Origin of the sequence: Luteibacter sp. UNCMF331Sha3.1, from assembly GCF_900109915.1 — a bacterium.
Taxonomy (GTDB): Bacteria; Pseudomonadota; Gammaproteobacteria; order Xanthomonadales; family Rhodanobacteraceae; genus Luteibacter.
Genome location: NZ_FOBU01000002.1, coordinates 1,197,995 through 1,215,854 on the forward strand (window position 1 = coordinate 1,197,995; position 17,860 = coordinate 1,215,854).

The following is a 17,860-nucleotide window of genomic DNA, read 5'->3' on the forward strand; positions in this document are numbered from 1 at the left end:
ATCGCTCATGACTGAGAAACCCATCCTCGTCACCGGCGCCGCCGGTCGCATCGGCGGCGTCGGCCGGCTTGTTACCGGACTTCTCCTTGACCGGGGACTCAAAGTCCGCGCCCAGGTGCGGGTCGACGACGAGCGCGCGCAGCACCTCCGGGACATCGGTGCGGAGGTCGTCGTCGGCGACCTTCGTGATCTCCACGCCACTCACCGCGCGATCGACGGGTGCGGCACCGTGTGTTTTGGCATGTCCGTCGCCGAGACCTACCTGGAGGCTGCCACGAACTTCGCTGTCGTCGCCCGTCACCACAAGGTCGATGCGTTCATCAACCTCTCGCAGATGACCGTCAAGGAGATGGACATCCATCATTCCACGGCCAGCCCCCAGCAGCGCCAGCACTGGCTCTTTGAGCAGGTTCTCGAATGGTCCGGGATGCCGGTCGTCGAGATGCGACCGACCGCCTTCATGGAGAGCCTTTTTCTCATGGCCGCGGGGAGTACGGCAGCCACGGGCAAGCTGATGGCGCCATTCGGCGCAGGAAAGAATTCCGCCATTGCCGCACAGGACGTCGCGCGCGCCATCGCCGCAGTCGCGGCCGATCCCGGTCCGCATATCGGCCGCACCTATCACCTGACGGGACCGGTCTCCCAGGACATGCATGCGATCGCGGCAGGGTTTTCGGCTGCACTTGGCCGCACGATCGAGTATGCCAATGTGCCACTCGAGGCCTGGAAGGGCCAGCTTGTTGCCATGGGACTGGCACCGCATGCGCTGAGCCACGTGGAGACCATGGCACGCCTTCATCAGGACGACCGGTACGATCGCTACAGCGCCGATGTCGAACTCTTGACCGGAACAAAGCCGATGACGGTCGAGACGTTCATCCGAAAGCATGCGGCGATGTTTGTCCCGCGAGTGACCCCCGGCGCGTAGGGAGTCAGTCGGGTACGCCGGCAACCGGGGCAGGGTGGACGCGAAGCACGTACCAGTGCTCGCGTCCCTTGGAGTCCTTGCACCGGAACAGCTCCGGCGCAAGCCCGTTGTCCGCGCACCAGGTTTCGAACGGTCGCCACACGCCGTTGTACGGATGCATCGGACTGCGGATGTCGTACTCGGCGTGCCAGCGGAAGGTCTGGAGGATGAGAGACACCGTCATGTTCTGCCCATTGCCGATGACGACGGGCTTGATATCCGCGCGCGCGAGAATGCGGCTGGTGAAGTACGTTTTGGCCTGGTCGAAGAAATCCCGCACCAGGCCCAGATCGTGTTCGGCGGTCGGACCGCGCCCAAGGGCGGTTCGCTCCAGTTCGCGCAGGCAGTCTTCGGTCTTGCACGCCTGCGTGGCGCGGAGGATGTCGCCAAGCGACGTGTCGGTCATGGTGTATCTCCTGCGTGATCTGAAACCGGGCTGCTGGAGGCGACGGCCGTCGCGACCGGAAAACCGTCCCACCCGCCGCCAAGGGCTCGGATGAGGTTTACGGATGCCGCCGCGTTGCTGCCCTGGAGGCGAACGGCAATGAGCCGTGCCTGCAGTTCCGTCCGCTCGGCGTCAAGGAACGTGAGATAGGCGACCGACCCATCGTCGTACTGCATTTTCGACAGGTTCGTCGCGCGGGCCGACGCGTCGACCTCCCGCCCCTGGACCTTCGTCTGCTGAGCGAGGATCCGCAGCGTCGAGAGGTTGTCCTCCACCTCCTGGAACGCCACGAGGACCTGTTGGTGATACCTGGCCGCGCTTTCCTCGAACCGTGCATGGGCATTGGCCACGTTCCCTCGTCTGACGCCGCCGTCAATGATGGGGAGCGTCAGCGACGTGCCGACCAGTGGCCCGAGCAGGAAGGTGCGACTCGACCACTTGAAGAGATCCGTGAAATTGCCCGACTCATATCCCCCTGCGCCGGTCAGGACGAGGGACGGAAACCAGGCGGCGCGGGCAATGCCGATGCGTGCATTCTCGGCAGCCATCGCACGCTCGGCCGCTGCCACGTCCGGCCGGCGCTCGAGGAGTGTCGAAGGAAGGCCAGGCGGCACGAAGACCGTCACCGGCTCGAGAGGGGCCGCGGCAAAGGTGTAGGTCGACGGCGAGTCGCCGAGCAATACGGCGAGCGCATGCTCGGCGTTGGCGCGCTGTCGGTCGACTGTCATGGCATCCGACTGCGCCGATGCAAGCTCGGCTTCGGCCTGCGCAAGCTCAAGCCCGCTGATGTCACCCGCCTCCATGCGATGCTGCGCGAAGGTCAGCGCGTCGGTGCGCAGTTCAACCGCGCGACGGAAAACAGCCGTTTCGGCATCGAGTTCACGGATGGCGAAGTACCGTTGCGCCACGTCGGCCTGCAAGGCGAGTTGCACCGAACGGAACAGCGCTTCGCTCTCTTGCGTGTCCGCCCGTGCGGCGTGGACGGTGGACGCCACGCGTCCGAAAAGGTCGACTTCGTAAGATACCGTGCCCTGCGCGCGCCAGACCGTCTGCGCACCGGGTCTCGGTGCGGTCTGGGGCACCCCGAGCGAGCCGGGTGCATTTTGCTGCCGGGTTGGGCCGAAGCCTGCATCGACTCCCGGCCAGCGCGCGGCGTCGGCCACCTGTTCGAGTGCGCGCGCCTGGCGGAGCCGCGCGGCGGCGGCCGCGAGGTCCTGGTTCGCGCGCTGTGCCGACTCCTCGAGTGCATCGAGTCGTGCGTCACCGAAGACCGTCCACCACTGCCCGCGTGTCATGGCCTCCGCCGGGACGGCCTCCTGCCACTTCGTTCCGTCCTGACCGGGAAGCGTTTCCCGGAAGGCCGTTGCCGTGGGCACATCGGGCACTCTGTACGTCGGGGCAAGCGAGCATCCGGCAACGGTAAGGATGAGGGGCGCGACAAGCGCCACGACCGATCTTTTCATCACGCACCCCCCGGGGCAGCATCGTCGATGCCGATGACCCGCGCATTGTGGCCGTGCTTGTCGAGCAGTGGCTTGCGGCCGGCCAGGATGCGCAAGAGCACGTAGAACACGGGTGTCAGCAGCAAACCAAAGAAGGTGACGCCCAGCATGCCGAAGAACACTGCGATGCCCATGGCGTGTCGCATCTCCGATCCCGCGCCGGAGGAGAGGACGAGCGGCAGGACACCCATGATGAAGGCAATGGAAGTCATCAGGATCGGGCGCAGTCGCAGGCGGCTTGCCTCGATGGCGGCGTCGACGATGCCCCGGCCCTGCATCTCGAGTTCACGGGCAAACTCGACGATGAGAATGGCGTTCTTCGACGCCAGGCCCACCAGCACCATGAAGCCCACCTGGGTAAAGATGTTGTTGTCACCATGGTTGAGCCACACGCCGGCCAGCGCACAGAGGATGCTCATCGGTACGATGAGGATGACGGCAAGGGGCAGCGTAAGGCTTTCGTACAGTGCCGCGAGCGTCAGATAGACAAGGAGCAGACTGATGGGAAAGACGAGCAGCGACGCATTGCCAGCGATGATTTGCTGGTAGGTCAGGTCCGTCCATTCGAGCTTGAAGCCACGCGGCAGTGTTTCGGCTGCTATCCGCTCCACCGCCGCCTGCGCCTGGCCGGATGAGTATCCGGGAGCAGGACCCCCGTTGATGTCGGCGGCCAGATACCCGTTGTAGCGCACCACCGTTTCGGGCCCGAAGGTGGTCGAGACCTTGACGAGCGAGGAGAGCGGAATCATCTCGCCGGCGTCGTTTCGCGTCTTGAGGAGGCCGATGTCCTCTGCATGGGCGCGAAACGGGGAGTCGGCCTGCACGCGGACCTGGAAGACGCGTCCGAAGCGGTTGAAGTCATTGACGTACTGAGATCCGAGGTAGACCTGCATGGTGTTGAAGACATCGGTGACCTGCACGCCGAGCTGCTTGGCGTTTTCACGATCGAGGTCGACTTTGAGCTGGGGGACATCGATCTGATAGCTGGTAAAACCGGGCCCGAGCTCGGGCGTCTTGGCTGCCTTGGCGAGGAATGCCTTCGTGGCCTCGTTGAGCGCGCCGTACCCCTGTGCCCCTCGGTCTTCAATCTGCAGCTTGAATCCGCCCAGAAATCCGAGACCCAGGATGGGCGGCGGGGGAAACACCGCGATATACGCGCCCTTGATCGCGCCGTATTTCTGGTTGAGGGCCATGGCGATCTCCCCGGCCGATTCCCCGGGTCCATCGCGTTCATCGAACGGCTTGAGTGAGAGGAACATGACAACGGCGTTGGATGAATTGACGAATCCGTTGATGGACAGGCCCGGGTGTTGCACGGCATGGGCCACGCCGGGCTGCTTCATCGCGATGGCACCCATCTCCCGTACCACCGCTTCTGTCCGGTCGAGCGACGCGCCATTGGGCAGTTGCGCTACCGAAATCAGGTACTCCTTGTCCTGCGCAGGGATGAACCCACCCGGGACGATGTGTCCGAGGAAGAGGGTTAGCCCGACAAGGACAGCGTAGACCACCAGCATGCCGCCCTTGCGGTTGATGACCCGGGCGACCCCGTGGCCATAGCGGTCCGACCCCCGGTTGAACAACCGGTTGAAACCTGCAAAGAAGCGCCCGAACACCCGGTCGATGCCCCGCGCGAGCCAGTCTTTCGGTTCGTCGCGTCCCTTGAGCAGCAGAGCAGACAGCGCGGGTGAGAGCGTCAGGGAATTGAAGGCGGAGATGACCGTCGAGATGGCGATCGTGATGGCAAACTGCTTGTAGAACTGACCGGTCAGGCCGCTCATGAATGCAAGGGGGACGAATACCGCAACGAGGGTCAGCGCAATGGCGACGATGGGCCCACTGACCTCGCTCATCGCCTGGTAGGTCGCATCCCGCGCCGACAGCCCGGACTCGATGTTGCGCTCGACGTTTTCGACCACGACGATGGCATCGTCGACCACGATGCCGATGGCCAGCACCATACCGAAGAGCGACAGGGCGTTGATGGAATAGCCAAGCAGCAAGAGCAGCGAGAACGTGCCGACAATGGACACCGGTACGGCAAGAAGCGGAATGAGCGACGCCCGCCAGGTCTGGAGGAACACGATGACCACGAGCACGACGAGCGCGATGGCTTCAATGAGCGTGTGGATGACCGCGTCGATGCTCGAGCGCACAAACAGCGTCGGGTCATACACGATGCTGTAATCGACGCCGGGCGGCATGTCTTTCCGCAGATCCGCCATCGCTTCCCGGACATCATGGGAGACCTGCAGCGAATTGGCCCCGGGCAGCTGGAATATCCACATGGACGCCGCCTGTTTGTTGTCGAGCAACGCGCGCGAACCGAATTCTGCAGCACCGAGCTCAATGCGGGCGACGTCCCTGAGATGCGTGACGGCGCCGCGCTCGCTTTTGAGGATGATGTTCCCGAACTCTTCTTCGCTCTGCAGCCGCCCCTGGGTGTTGATGGACAGCTGCAGTGGGACCTCGGTGGTTTGCGGAGAGCCGCCGATGACACCCGCGGCGACGGCAAGGTTCTGTTCGCGGATCGCATTGGTCACGTCCGACGTTGTCAGTTTGCGCTCGGCAAGCCTGGCCGGGTCGAGCCACACGCGCATGGCATAGTCGCCGGACCCCTTGGGCACCACCTGGCCGACGCCATTGATACGCTCGAGCCGCTCCTTGACGTTGATGAGAGCGTAGTTGCGCAGATACGTCTGGTCGTACCGTGCATCCGGCGAGATGAGGTGGACGACCATCGTCAGCGTCGGAGACGCCTTTAGCGTCGTCGTGCCGAGAAGCTGGACGTCGGGCGGGAGGCGGGGCAGGGCCTGGTTGACCCGGTTCTGCACCAGTTGCTGCGCCTTGTCCGGGTCGACACCGAGGCGGAAGGTTACCGTCAGCGTCATGTTGCCATCGGTGCTCGCCTGGGACTGCATGTAGAGCATTCCTTCGACACCGTTGATCTGCTCTTCGAGCGGTGCGGCAACGGTGTCGGCGATGACCTTCGGATTCGCGCCAGGATACGACGCGTTGACGACCACCGTGGGTGGCACCACCTCAGGGTATTCCGCGATCGGCAACTGGAACATCGCGATGACGCCAGCGAGCAGGATGAGCGTCGACAGCACCCCGGCGAAGATGGGCCGGTCGATGAAGAAGCGCGAGATGTTCATTTCGCGTCCGCCACGGTCGATTCACCGGCCATGGCCACGGCGTTGGGCTTCACCGGGTCGCCAGGATGCACGCGCTGGAGTCCGCTGACGACAATCCGCTCGCCTGGCTTCAGGCCGTTCTGCACCACGCGTAACCCGTCGATGACGGGGCCGAGTGTGACCTCGCGATACTGCGCATGCTGCTTGTCGTCGACGACAAGGACAAATTTCTTGGCCTGATCCGTCGACACCGCGCGGTCGTCGATGAGAACAGCCGCATGTGGCGCGCTTCCTCCGACCATCACGCGCGTATAAAGCCCCGGAAGAAGCGCACCGTCGGCATTGTCGAAGCGGGCACGCACACGGATGGTGCCGGCCGTGTGGCTGACCTCGTTGTCGATGGAGTCGATGGTGCCCGTCCGCGGGAAGCCGTCGTCACTGGCAAGGCCCATGCGGACTGGCACGCTCTGAGTTTCTTTGCTCAGGTATCGCAGATAGGTCGACTCGTCGACATCGAATCCTGCATAGATCGGATTCATGGACACCAGCGTCGAGAGCACCGGCGATGAATAGCCCGCCGATACGATGTTCCCCACCGTCTGCTCGGCGCGCGACATCCGCCCGTCGACAGGTGCGACGATCTTTGTGTAGCCAAGATCGACCTTGGCAGACTCGACGGCCGCCTCCGCGGCCTTTACGTTGGCGTCCGCTTCGAACGATGCGTTGGCACGGTCGTCAAAGTCACGCCTCGAGATGGCGTTACCATCGAGGAGTTTTTTCGACCGCGCATAGTCGAGCGTGGTGAAGCGCTGGCGTGCACGCGCGGCAGCGAGTTGTGCGGTGGCGCGGTCGACGGCCGCCGTGTACGTCCTCGGATCGATCAGGAACAGGGCATCGCCTTTGCGCACCGACTGCCCATCCCGGAAGTACACCGCCATGATGGTGCCGGGGACGAGCGCCCGGATGTCGATGCGATTGATGGCCTGGAGCCGCCCCGAGTATGCCTGCCAGTCGGTGACGGTCCGGGTCCCGACGACCGCGACGTCGACGTCAGGAGGCCCGGCTTGGGCGGCGCCTGCTGGTTTGCTCCCACACGCTGCGAGGGCGGCAACGAGTGGCAAGAGGGCGGTGCCCATGGCTAGTAAGTTGAATCGGGAAAGACCGGGCATGACGCATCCCTCTGTGGGCGCCGGGCGGGCGCTGTCGTGACGTCGGACGACCTGTTCGATGAATGGGAATCCGCGGTGAAAGTTTTCCGCGCATGCGCAGTGCTTGATAGAAGCGCACGAGTCTTTTGTCCCGTTCACGCCGCGTCGACACTAATTTGGCGCGCGCTGCGCGGGACGATCGACCGCGCAAAGCGATGCGTCGGGGGAGCTCAAAGGAGCCTTGCCAGCGGATCGATGCTCTCTGCGGTGGCATCGCCGCGACGTTTGTCTATTGCCGGGCGCGATTCGGGCAATTGTGACCGCACCATTCAATCGGATTGCTGCGTGTGCGTCGATGCTGTCTTTACCCATCGCGGAGCAAAGCCATGATCACAGCCCAAAATTTAAAGTCGAAGACCGTCGGCCTCTGCTGCATGGTGGCCCTCGCCGTTGCATCGTGCTTGACACCGGAGGCCCATGCCGCCGATCAAGCCGGTTCAGCGGCCACGGACAAGGTCCCGACGACCAGGATCCTGGCCATCGGCAGCTTCACCAGGCAGCCGACCAAGGCCCAGCTTGACCAGATGGTCCCGCAGGAGGTCTCGGATACGGCGTGGCTTGCAATGGACGGCAAGATTGACCAGTGGTTTGCTCGCCAGGACGAGGAGGGCGTCGTCTTCCTCATGAACGTCAAGACGCCGGACGAGGCCCATGCGCTGCTCGAGAAGCTGCCCTTGGGTCGCGCCGGGCTGATGAAGTTCCAGCTCATTCCGGTCGGCCCCCTTTGGCCGCTTACCTACCTCATGCGCCCGCGTCCGAAGCCGTGATGTGAAAAAAGGCGGGAGTTCATTCTCCCGCCTTTCTTTAGTGGCCGGCGACGTCCTCGGCTGTGTCGATGATGGCCTCAGCCACTTCGCGGGGATGGCTGAGCAGCGATACGTGGCTCGAATGGATTCGGGTGACCTTTGCACCGATGTGCGACGACATTTGCTCCTGTAGCTCCGCAGGAATGATGCGATCGTCGAGGGACAGCACCCACGTCGAGGGTTTGGTGCGCCAAGCCGCCGCGGTTAGTTTGTCACCGAGACAGCGCTCGTTCCACGGCACCTGGATGGTCGCAAGGAGCCTCGCGTCATTCTTCGGCAGGTCCGGAGCGAAGTCCTCCAGGATGTTCTTCTCCGGGAGCGTCATGTAGTTCCCTTCGTCGTAGACGAGCGCCGAGGCCCAGGCGGGCGCCGGGTAGGGCGCGAGAATGTCGTTGACCGACTGGCCCTTGTCGGGCGCAAACGCCGACACGTACACCAGCGCCTTGACCTTCCTGTTGATCCCGGCTTGCGTGATGACTGCACCCGCCCAGGAGTGTCCGACCAGTACGACCGGCCCGCTTTGCTGGTTGATGGTGCGGGTGGCGGCATCGGCGTCGTCGGCGAGCGAGGATTCGGGGTTCTGTACCGCCACGACGTGCAGCCCACGCTCGCGCAGGAGGGGAATCACCTTCGACCAGCTCGACCCATCGGCAAACGCGCCATGGACGAGCACGACGTTGACTCTGGAAAGGTCCGGATGCTGCGGACGATCGGGGTGACCACGCAGAGCGTCCCCGGAGCCAGACGAAGCGAGATCGCCGGCGCTGACGCCCGTCGCCATGACGCATGCGATGGCAAGGCACGGTAGTACGCGTGAGTAGTGGGAATGTTTCATGGATGGTGTCCAGTCAAACCGCAGGAGGCGGCAATCCATGCTCGCTGCTGCGCTGAACGCGGGATAGCACGAGGGAGAACTATTTGCCGGAATAGTCATTGGCAGAGTGGCTGAGCGATCGCACGGTCCGGACGTCTGGATTTGTCCGTCTGTCATCGACGCTACGGCCGGACGACAACGCCGAGTATCCCGCTCGCACGAAACGGAATATCGGCGCAGACGGAGGGCGCGGCCATGACGTCCGGAGAGTCGCGTTCGCCAGCGTCGACCGCACGCATCGCATCAAGGCGTATGCGAAGGCGGCGTTTCACACTCCGCGGCGTGGCAGCCCGGGCGCGGCGTGGGGATTTGACAGACGTCCCCAGCGACTCGGCGATGCTCCTACAACCGAGGTGAACACGCGGGTGAAGTGGCTCTGTGTCGCAAACCCCGATGCCGTGGCGATCTGGGCCAGGGGGAGGGAGCCGCTGCGGATAAGTGCCTTGGCATGGTCAATGCGTCGGGCGATGAGCCAACGGTGCGGAGGCATGCCGAAGGTCTGCACGAACGCCCTCGAAAAGTGACTTATCGACAGGTTGCAGGCGACGGCGAGATCGCGCACCGACACCTTGCCGTCGAGCCGCGAGTCCATCAGCTCCGTGGCCACACGGGCTTGCCAACATGCAAGCGCCTGCCGTCGACCATCCGATTCCCTTGCCGCGCCACCGTAAGTCCGCGTGACGTGGGCGTGGAAGGCGCGCGTGACGTGATCGATGAACAGGCTGTTCGCCTCGTCAGGGCGCGCAAGCGCAGGCAGCATCGCGAGGGCGAGCGAATGAAGGATTTCATCACGTGCACCAAGCGGAGGACGCATGAGCCCTGCGACGGGCGCGAGGCTGCCTTCCTCAGCCAGATCATCGAGGCTCTGCCGCGTGATGTAAAAGCGCACGACGTCGAACGCGGATCGAAAATCCACAAGTGTCGTCGCTTGTAGGTCAAGTAGATAAAGCCCTCCGGCCTCGTTTCCTTCGTTCGGTACGTCCCGTCCGCCAAGCCGGAAGTCCACGTCAACCGGGCGGAGTACGAGATGCAGTGCATAAGCATCTTCACGATTGATGGCCCGCAATGCCCCATGCCCTGCTTCAGCGCAAGAAAGGCGTGAAATCATGACCGGCGCTCCTGGCCCGGAGTAAGAGGAGACGGTCGGTGCCTCCGGAAGGCGAAAACGGCGGGCTATCGTGTTGTTACTCATCGGGTTCTCGAAGACGCTGACGTCGCTGCATTTGCCTCCAGACCGCAGGAGTGGTGTTAAGCAAGATGGAAAACGTGCGCGTGAGGTGGCTTTGGTCGGAAAATCCGCACGCTAGTGCGATGTCGGTGATGGAGTCATTGGTTTCGGCAAGCAGCACGCAAGCGCGTTCGAGGCGTCGGCGCATGAGCCAGCGATGAGGTGTTTCGCTCGTCGAACGCCGGAATGCGCGTGAGAAATGGACGACGGAGACGCCGCATCGCTCTGCAACCGTCGATATGGGCAGGCGCTGATCGATGCGATCGAGCATCGTCTCCTCGGCGATTCGCAGCTGCCATGGCGAGAGCCGGAGGCCAGGTAGGATCGCGCTGGGCGTCGTAGCCGCACAATAGGTATCGAGGAAGTGCGCCAGGAGCGCTTTCGCGATGGAATTGTTGAACAGCACGTCGAGGGGGCGTTCGGGCCGGGGAGCGCAGAGCAGCGTCAGACATAGATGCCGTGCAGTGGCGTCGTCCTCGATGGGATGGACGCCCGGGGTAACAGGATTCGCCGAGAGCTGCCATCGGCCGGCAATGGATTCGAAGGCGCGAACCGGAAGGTAAGCCAGGAGCCAGTCGTCTGCGGACTGGCGGACCGTGCCGCCGTCAACGAGGTTTGCGAGCCGGGATTTCCCCAGGTCCTCGTCTGTCAACGCGGGGACGACAAGGAGATAGCTCGCCTGCGGCCTGAAGACGACAGGCTGCTCGCACACGCCCCCCCTCATACGAAGAACCGACACCCCGCAAGTCGCCCTTTGAATGGATGCGCCGCGTTCAACCAACGCCACAAGCGGGTCATCGACGGCGACAACTGCGTTTATCAGTATCGATCGGGTCATGAGAAAACCTGCACCACGCAGGGGTGCGCTGTATGCCTTCAGGCACGGGCGTGCAGTCATCAGGACGCCTCGTAGATGCCGTGGCTGGCTGGCAAAGGTTGCCCGGACACTGCCGCCATGGGCATCCCTCACCTTGCCATTTGTGTACTGCCGACGGTGCAACGCACCATGGTTTCCGTTAACGCTGGGCCCGTGCGAGGCTTGCAAAATCGGCATATTCTTGACGTAATCCCATCCTCCGGCAGGGGATGCGGGCCCGCTTGACCTCCCCACCCGCTTTTGCCTGAAACGACCCGTTTTTCCATCGAGCCCGCAGGCGCGCGTTCGGTGACAAGACCGCGCATGTGCGGACGGGGAAGATTCAGGACCTCGTTCGCAGATGTGCCTGCACCTTGAAACCCCAGAGAAAACTTCTCCTCGTTGACCGCCAGCCCCTCTTTCGGCGGGGTGTCGCTGAAGCGTGCCTCGACGTGGCCGCGGTCAGGGTTGTTGGCGAAGCGCAGAACGTCGGCGCCGCGATCGTTCAGCTCATCGGCACGCGGGCCGACATGGCAGTTGTCGACGCGGGCATCTATGGTGAAGGCGGCCTGGCGGCTATCGCGGAGAAGGCCATGGAGCTGGGAACGCAGCTCATCATTGTCACCTCCGTGAATTCGCCGGTTGCGCCCGACCTTCTGCAGCACGCATCCGTCGCGGGCGCCATTCTCCGCGCCGACGGATTGACCCAGGTCACGGCCGCCATCGGCAGCGTCGCATCAGGTGGTTCCTATTTCTCGCCTGGTGCAACGGCTCTGTTTGCGGCACCGCAAAAGCGTCCCGTACTGTCTGCGCGTCAGCGCGCGTTGCTTCACCTGATGGCGGAGGGATTGCCCAACAGTGCCATCGCCGAGAGGCTTGCCCTGTCGGTGTCCTCTATCAATGCCGAGGTGCAGGCGGTGCTGAGGGCGCTCGATACGACGGACCGAACGCAGGCCGTGCTCATCGCTATGGAAAGCCGGGTTCTCTAAAGCGTTTCACCCGAGGGTGATTGCTTCGATCATCAGGTTGAGGTGGGACGGCTGCTCGCCGCTTCGACGCAGGCGCATACGGTGTCGACGTGCAACGAGCAGGCCGCGTTCGAGGACATATTCGGTCGGAACGGAAGTGGTCTCCGGGCCGCCGGCACCGTCGGCTCGTTGGTGAAGCGCCCGGAGCAGGCCGCTGGAGGCAAACGCTGCGATCAGCGGTCGGGCCCGACCTCCGAGCGGTTCCGGCGAGAGCACGCAAAGCCGGCCCCGTCGCTTCGACCCGGATGGTTCGACTACCTGGGGGTCGAACCCGGAGGTTGCGAGAATGAACGGAGCATTGAGTGCCAGCCATATGAATCCACTGAGCCCGAAGACCGTCCGCACGTCGTCGTCGAGGCGTCCGTGCGTCCCGGAGAGGTCAGGCGTTGCGAGTCGTTGACCACTGTGCCCATAGAATGCGAGCGATCCGTTCTCATAGCTGCTGATGAGGCCATCGGGTGACCGGTGCTCGAGGCAGACAACGGGCAATCGCGTACTCGCCTGAAGGTCGAACAGATTCCACACGTCCTCAGCCGGGGGCATCCGGTGTGCAAGCAAACGGGCGCGGATCAGCGACACCCGTTGCCAACGATCCATCCCGCCGTGTAAGCGCAGGGCAGAACCGAGAAGGCTAGCCATGGTCTACCACCGTGGTCGGCAGGCGGAGCGATGCCGCGCCTGCCTTAGGGTCAGGACCGTAAGAAGGCCAGAAGGTCGGCGTTGACCTTGTCGGCCTCGGTCACACACAGTCCATGCGGAGCGCCGGGATACACCTTCAGCGTCGGCTTCGGCAGGATCTTCGCCTGGCGCTCCCCGGAGATGTTGAAGGGGACGATCTGATCGGCGTCACCCTGGATGATCAGGGTAGGTACCGTCATCTTCGCGAGATCGTCGGTAAAATCAGTTTCGGAAAAGGCTTTGATGCAGTCGTATGCAGCCTTCACCGATGCCATCATTCCCTGCGCCCAGAAAGAGTCGATGATGCCCTGGGATGGCTTGACGTCCGGCTTGTTGTAGCCGAAGAACGGCATTGCGAGGTCCTTGAAGAACTGGGACCGGTTCGCGATCACCGAGGACCGAAGCCCGTCAAACACGGACATCGGGGCGGCCGCGGGATTCGTCGGACTCTGGGCGAGGTGCGGGGGGACCGCGGAAATGAGTACGGCCTTGGCCACCCGCGACGTGCCGTGCCGGCCGATGTAACGTGCCACCTCACCGCCGCCGGTTGAATGTCCAACGAGTGTGGCGCCCCTGACGTTCAGGGCGTCGAGAAGGGCGGCGAGATCGTCGGCGTAGGTGTCCATGTCATTTCCGTCCCACGGCTGGCTCGAACGACCGTGACCGCGGCGATCGTGGGCAATCACGCGAAAACCATTCGACGACAGATAAAACATCTGTGCATCCCACGCGTCGGCCGTCAGGGGCCAGCCATGCGAGAATGTCACCACGGGGCCGGTGCCCCAGTCGCGGTAGAAGATTCGCGTGCCGTCCTTGACCGTCAGATAGTTTCCATTGGCGGCGTGGCGTGAGCCCCCGGTAGGAGCCGGAGCGGCATTGGCAGTACCGTTCACGCCCGAGGCAAGCCCGGCGGCGAAGCCTGCTGCGGCGACCGAGACCTTGGTCGCCTCGCTGAGGAACTGGCGGCGGGGTAGACGCGGCGGATTGGAGTGCATGCTGGGTTCCTCGTTGGGGCGGGACGGCTGTTTGTCGGCGTGACTTTGGGCTGCGCATGGCCCGTTGCGCTTGTCGCCGGGCAAACCTTTTGTCCCAAATCACCTCTCGTACACAAAAAAGCCTGCTCAGGACGTTGACCATGCATCGTGCAACGTAACGACGTTCACAGGTCATTGCCGGATTTGTCCATGCTGTCTCCTTCCATCCGAGTTCTCGTCGCCGACCCCCATCCGCTGATCCGGCGTGGCCTTTCCTCCGTTGTCGCTGACGCAGAACGCGTGACGATCGTTGGTGAGGCGGCCGACGGCGCAGAAGTGCTGGCACTGGCTACCTCGCTCGAGCCCGACATTGTCGTCTTGCCGCTCCGGATGCCAAAGGTCGACGGCCTGGATGTCATTCGCCGGGCACGCATGGGTCGACACAGGCCGCGGTGTATCGCGCTGGTCGACCCAGGACGTAAATTGCATGCGCACCTTGCCTTACGGGCGGGTGCCTCGGCGTGCGTATTCAAGTGCATCTCACGCCCGGACCTTGCGTGCCTCATCGCCCGTGTTCACGAGGGTAGTCTGTCGCACGGCCTTGACCGGTGGGGCCGCGCTGGACATGAGGTTCCGACGCTCCGCGAGGTCGATGTACTACGCAGGGTGGGGCTTGGTCGCTCCAACGGGGAGATCGCACGTGAGCTCGGGATCACCATCGAGACGGTCAAGGCACACTTGAAAAGCGTTTTTGTCCGTCTTGGTGCAAGGGACCGTACCCATGCGGCGGTGCTTGGCTACCAGCTCGGCATCATCAGCCGTGCCCGCTGAGGCGCCGCGCGTTTGGTGCCAAAAAGACGGCTGAGTGCTAGCCGGGTAGACGGCTCACCGCGCACGCTAGCAACGGTGTGGTGCTGCACGCGTTTGGCCTGCGGGCAGGATCACGGAGTCGTCCAACGCTCGGAGAAATGTCATGAACCATGCCTCGACCCATCCTGAACTGCCACAGGGCCGCGAGCTGCGTGTCCCGGGGCCCGGTGGAACGCTCTCGGTCCGTCATTTCGATGGGGCCGGCCCGGCCTTCGTCATGATGCATGGATTTCCGGACAATCAGCACATCTACGACCATCTCATTCCGCATCTGGTGGGCGCAGGGCGTCAGGTCGTCACCTTCGATTTTCTGGGCTTTGGCGAGTCCGATAAGCCCGCTGGCGCAACGTACAGCTTTCGCCAGCAGGTCGAAGACCTCGCCGCCGTCGTCGACCATCTCTCTCTTCGCCGGGTCATCCCGGTCGCACACGACTCATCGGGCCCGGCGGCACTGAACTTTGCGCTCGATTACCCCGATAGAGTCGACGGCATGGTTTTGCTCAACTGCCTCTATGCCGAGTCGGCCACGATGCGTCATCCGGAGTTCATCGAATTCTTCGCCTCTCCCGCGCTTCGGGCGCTCACCGATGCGGTCGTGCGCTCGCCAGCGCAGTTTGCCTGGATACTCCAGTTTCAGCGCGCGCGTTTCCAGGAGGTCCTCGCCGATGAGCACCGCGAGCGCTATCACGCCTTTCTGGGGCCGCTCATCGATGCGAACTTCCGGGAGCAACCAAGCTCTGGCCCCGCATTTGCGCAAATGACGGGTCAACTCCTCGCTGAGGAAGCGAGCAACAGTGCGCGCTTGCCGGAGCTTGCGTCGATCAAGGTTCCAGTGCGTCTCGTGTGGGGCGTGAACGACCCATACCTCAACACGGGCGTCGCAGAGGACATGCTTCGCCACCTTCCAACCGGCACCTATCATCCGGTACAGGCCGGTCATTGGTTGCAGATCGATGTGCCCGTCGAGACGGCGGCCGCCATGCTGAGCTAGCGGTCTGGCCATCCGCCGCCCAGGGCCAGGAAGAGCGTTACCTGGTCCCGGGCAATCGTGGTCCGCTGTGCAGCGACCAGTTCGTCAACAGCGATGCGCGTCCGCTCTGCATCGACGACGGTCAGAAATCCTTCCCGTCCTCCCTCAAAAAGTGCGCGCGCCTGCGCGGCGGAGCGCACGGCTGACGCCTGGGCCGCTTCCAGCTCATGGAGTCGGTCAATGTCCCGGGCATAGTTGCTCAAGATGCTTTCGACTTCGCGCAAGGCGCGCAGGACGACACCATCGAACTGCGCGCGCGCCACGTCGATCGAAGCATTCGCGCCTTTGATTTGCGCGTCGGCGCGCCTGCGGTTGGGGAACTGCCAGGTGATGAGCGGTCCGATCGAAAACTTGTAGGTGTCGTCATCGAAAGCCCGGCTCATCAAGCCAACCGATGCTCCCGCCGCGCCAAGGCTCACCCGTGGGTAGAGGTTGGCGGTGACGACGCCGAGCTCCGCTGTCCGCGCATGCAGCACCGCTTCTGCGGCGGCGACATCGGGACGCCGGCGAAGCAGGGTCGCGCCATCCCCGACAGGGATGGGCGTCGCCGGGGTGGGCTCCTGCACGCAGTCGACGATGCCCGCCTGCACTTCGCCAGGAAAGCGTCCGGTCAGCACCGCGAGCCGATACAGCGCGTTGGTCCGGCGAGCTTCCAGCGGTGGAAGGGACGCCCTGACCGTTCCCTCCTGCGCATCCGAACGGCTGACGTCGAGTGCAGGACTGCGTCCTCCGCCCACACGCCGGCGTGCGAGCGCGGTCTGATCGCCCGCGATCCTCACGGCTTCTTTGGCGACACCCATCTCACGGCCGGCGGCGCAGATATCGATGTATGCGCCGACCGTCTCGGCCGCGATGGTCGCCCGGGTTGCGGCCACGGCTGCCGCAGCGGCATCCCGATCGGCGCCGGCCATTTCGATGCTGCGGGAAACCTGGCCGAAGAGATCGACCTGATAAGACACGGCCGCGCCAAGACCGTAGATGCGCTCGTTGGGCAACGGACCGGCGGTCAGTTGCTCTTCCGCAGAATCCCGGGCGTAGGCGCCCTGCGCCTGGAACGAAAGCTGCGGCAGGCGGCTGTCGCGGGCCAGATCAAGGCCGGCGTCGGCCCGGGCAAGCGTCGCAAGAGCGGCGCGCACGTCGGTGTTTGCCTCCAATGCGTCGTCGACCAGGGCTGTCAGTCGGTTGTCCCGGTAGCTCTCCCACCAACGATCCGCAGGGGGATGTCCCGAGGTACCGGCGCCCGAAAGAATGCCGAGCGCGACCGGCGCGTTGGCTTTTGCCTCGAGCGGTCGCTTGTAGTCGGCGGTAAGCGGAGCACACCCGGCGAGGGCGGCCGCAGATGCCACGATCATCCACTTCATGGATGACGACCCTGTACGGCGGGGGGCGCTGGACGCACACGCACGCTCACCGTGCGTCCCGCAACGAGCAGCACGCCCGGCGGTGGGTGGTCGATGGTCACGCGCACCGGTACGCGCTGGGCAAGGCGTACCCAGTTGAATGTCGGATTGACGTTGGCGAGCAAGCGCGGACTGCTGACCGTGTCGCGGTCTTCTATGCCACCCGCGATGCTCTCGACATGGCCTGCGAAAACCGCCGGGTCACCCATCAGCTCAAGCTCGACGGAGTCTCCGACATGGATATGCCGCAGCTTGGTTTCTTCGAAGTAGCCTTCAACGCGCAGCGACGCCTCGTCGATGAGGGCAAACAAGGGGTGACCTGTGGTCGCATAGTCACCGGGGCGAAGCTCGATGTTCGACACGGTGCCATCGACAGGCGCACGCACACGCGTGCGCTCCACATCGAGCCGGGCGACGGCCACCGCGGCCATTGCCCGCGCGCGCGAGGCTTCGAGCGCGTCGACCTTCATACGCCCCTGTTCCCGCACCTCGTCACTGACCACGTCGCCAAGCGTCCGGTTTCTGCCGTCTTCCCGTCGCGCCTGGCGGAGCTGCACGTCAAGCTCCTGCACGACGGCGTCTGCCTGGCGCTCGGCGAGCGCAAAGCGTTCCGGATCGATGACCAGCATGACGTCGCCTGCCCGCACGTGCTGGTTGTCATGTACAAGCACTTGAGTAACGAGCCCGGTGACGTCAGGCGCAATCTGCAGTGTGTCCGCACGCAGGCGACCGTTGCGGGTCCAGGGCTCGACCTTGTAATAAGTCCACAGATAAAACCCCGCGCCTGCGGCCCCGGCAACAAGAAGAATCGTGAGCGAAAGGCGAAGCGCAAGTCGCAATTTGTCAGACATCGGCAA

The 17,860-nt window shown here is 63.9% G+C and carries 16 protein-coding genes; 5 read left to right on the forward strand and 11 right to left on the reverse strand.

The window, feature by feature from the left end:
* Nucleotides 1-7: 7 nt before the first annotated feature.
* Nucleotides 8-928 carry an NmrA family NAD(P)-binding protein gene (locus BMX32_RS13835; RefSeq protein WP_089979605.1) on the forward strand — a complete coding sequence of 307 codons (921 nt, stop codon included), beginning with the start codon at nucleotides 8-10 and terminating at the stop codon, nucleotides 926-928.
* 4 nt (nucleotides 929-932) lie between these two features.
* On the opposite strand, the gene BMX32_RS13840 is transcribed toward BMX32_RS13835, so the two are convergent.
* Genes BMX32_RS13840 through BMX32_RS13855 form a run of 4 tightly spaced genes read right to left on the reverse strand, consistent with a single transcriptional unit; the run spans nucleotide 933 to nucleotide 7,220 of the window.
* Complete coding sequence (locus BMX32_RS13840; protein WP_089979606.1) at nucleotides 933-1,373, reverse strand: hypothetical protein; 441 nt, start codon at nucleotides 1,371-1,373, stop codon at nucleotides 933-935.
* Nucleotides 1,370-2,860, reverse strand: a complete 1,491-nt coding sequence (locus BMX32_RS13845) for an efflux transporter outer membrane subunit (RefSeq protein WP_280140845.1) — start codon at nucleotides 2,858-2,860, stop codon at nucleotides 1,370-1,372. The genes BMX32_RS13840 and BMX32_RS13845 overlap by 4 nt, the downstream gene beginning before the upstream one ends.
* Nucleotides 2,861-2,874: 14 nt before the next feature.
* Nucleotides 2,875-6,072: an efflux RND transporter permease subunit gene (locus BMX32_RS13850; RefSeq protein ID WP_089979610.1), complete on the reverse strand. Its 3,198-nt coding sequence runs from the start codon at nucleotides 6,070-6,072 to the stop codon at nucleotides 2,875-2,877.
* Nucleotides 6,069-7,220, reverse strand: a complete 1,152-nt coding sequence (locus BMX32_RS13855) for an efflux RND transporter periplasmic adaptor subunit (RefSeq protein ID WP_089979612.1) — start codon at nucleotides 7,218-7,220, stop codon at nucleotides 6,069-6,071. The genes BMX32_RS13850 and BMX32_RS13855 overlap by 4 nt, the downstream gene beginning before the upstream one ends.
* A gap of 365 nt (nucleotides 7,221-7,585) precedes the next feature.
* Here BMX32_RS13855 and BMX32_RS13860 point away from each other — a divergent pair, with 365 nt between their 5' ends.
* Nucleotides 7,586-8,026 carry a hypothetical protein gene (locus BMX32_RS13860; RefSeq protein ID WP_089979613.1) on the forward strand — a complete coding sequence of 147 codons (441 nt, stop codon included), beginning with the start codon at nucleotides 7,586-7,588 and terminating at the stop codon, nucleotides 8,024-8,026.
* A 37-nt stretch (nucleotides 8,027-8,063) separates the two neighbouring features.
* Here BMX32_RS13860 and BMX32_RS13865 read toward each other — a convergent pair whose 3' ends face one another.
* The 3 genes from BMX32_RS13865 to BMX32_RS13875 all read right to left on the reverse strand — a co-directional run bounded on the left by BMX32_RS13865 (nucleotide 8,064) and on the right by BMX32_RS13875 (nucleotide 11,005).
* Nucleotides 8,064-8,900: an alpha/beta fold hydrolase gene (locus BMX32_RS13865; RefSeq protein WP_211664224.1), complete on the reverse strand. Its 837-nt coding sequence runs from the start codon at nucleotides 8,898-8,900 to the stop codon at nucleotides 8,064-8,066.
* 307 nt (nucleotides 8,901-9,207) lie between these two features.
* The gene (locus tag BMX32_RS13870) at nucleotides 9,208-10,047 is read right to left on the reverse strand and encodes a helix-turn-helix transcriptional regulator (RefSeq protein WP_170843661.1); all 840 of its coding nucleotides are present in this window, start codon (nucleotides 10,045-10,047) and stop codon (nucleotides 9,208-9,210) included.
* 76 nt (nucleotides 10,048-10,123) lie between these two features.
* On the reverse strand, nucleotides 10,124-11,005 hold the full coding sequence (locus tag BMX32_RS13875; protein WP_170843662.1) for a helix-turn-helix domain-containing protein: 882 nt from the start codon (nucleotides 11,003-11,005) through the stop codon (nucleotides 10,124-10,126).
* A gap of 470 nt (nucleotides 11,006-11,475) precedes the next feature.
* On the opposite strand from BMX32_RS13875, the gene BMX32_RS13880 reads away from it, so the two are divergent.
* A complete protein-coding gene (locus BMX32_RS13880) occupies nucleotides 11,476-12,012 on the forward strand; it encodes a response regulator transcription factor (protein ID WP_139206743.1) in 537 nt (178 codons plus the stop codon).
* Nucleotides 12,013-12,018: 6 nt separating this feature from the next.
* On the opposite strand, the gene BMX32_RS13885 is transcribed toward BMX32_RS13880, so the two are convergent.
* Both BMX32_RS13885 and BMX32_RS13890 read right to left on the reverse strand, forming a co-directional pair.
* A complete protein-coding gene (locus tag BMX32_RS13885; RefSeq protein ID WP_089979620.1) occupies nucleotides 12,019-12,690 on the reverse strand; it encodes a hypothetical protein in 672 nt (223 codons plus the stop codon).
* A gap of 50 nt (nucleotides 12,691-12,740) precedes the next feature.
* Nucleotides 12,741-13,724, reverse strand: a complete 984-nt coding sequence (locus tag BMX32_RS13890) for an alpha/beta fold hydrolase (RefSeq protein WP_089979622.1) — start codon at nucleotides 13,722-13,724, stop codon at nucleotides 12,741-12,743.
* A gap of 189 nt (nucleotides 13,725-13,913) precedes the next feature.
* Between BMX32_RS13890 and BMX32_RS13895 the strand changes: the two genes are divergently transcribed.
* Together BMX32_RS13895 and BMX32_RS13900 are read left to right on the forward strand one after the other, a co-directional pair.
* Nucleotides 13,914-14,534 (forward strand): response regulator transcription factor, encoded by a 621-nt coding sequence (locus tag BMX32_RS13895; RefSeq protein WP_089979624.1) that lies wholly within the window; start codon nucleotides 13,914-13,916, stop codon nucleotides 14,532-14,534.
* Between the two features lie 142 nt (nucleotides 14,535-14,676).
* Entirely contained in the window at nucleotides 14,677-15,564 is an 888-nt protein-coding gene (locus BMX32_RS13900) for an alpha/beta fold hydrolase (protein ID WP_089979625.1), read from the forward strand.
* Here the strand turns inward: BMX32_RS13900 and BMX32_RS13905 are convergent.
* A complete protein-coding gene (locus BMX32_RS13905) occupies nucleotides 15,561-16,964 on the reverse strand; it encodes an efflux transporter outer membrane subunit (RefSeq protein ID WP_089979627.1) in 1,404 nt (467 codons plus the stop codon). The two genes, BMX32_RS13900 and BMX32_RS13905, sit on opposite strands and share 4 nt — an antisense overlap.
* Complete coding sequence (locus BMX32_RS13910; RefSeq protein WP_089979629.1) at nucleotides 16,961-17,854, reverse strand: efflux RND transporter periplasmic adaptor subunit; 894 nt, start codon at nucleotides 17,852-17,854, stop codon at nucleotides 16,961-16,963. Before BMX32_RS13910 ends, BMX32_RS13905 begins: the two co-directional genes overlap by 4 nt.
* Between the last annotated feature and the right edge of the window lie 6 nt (nucleotides 17,855-17,860).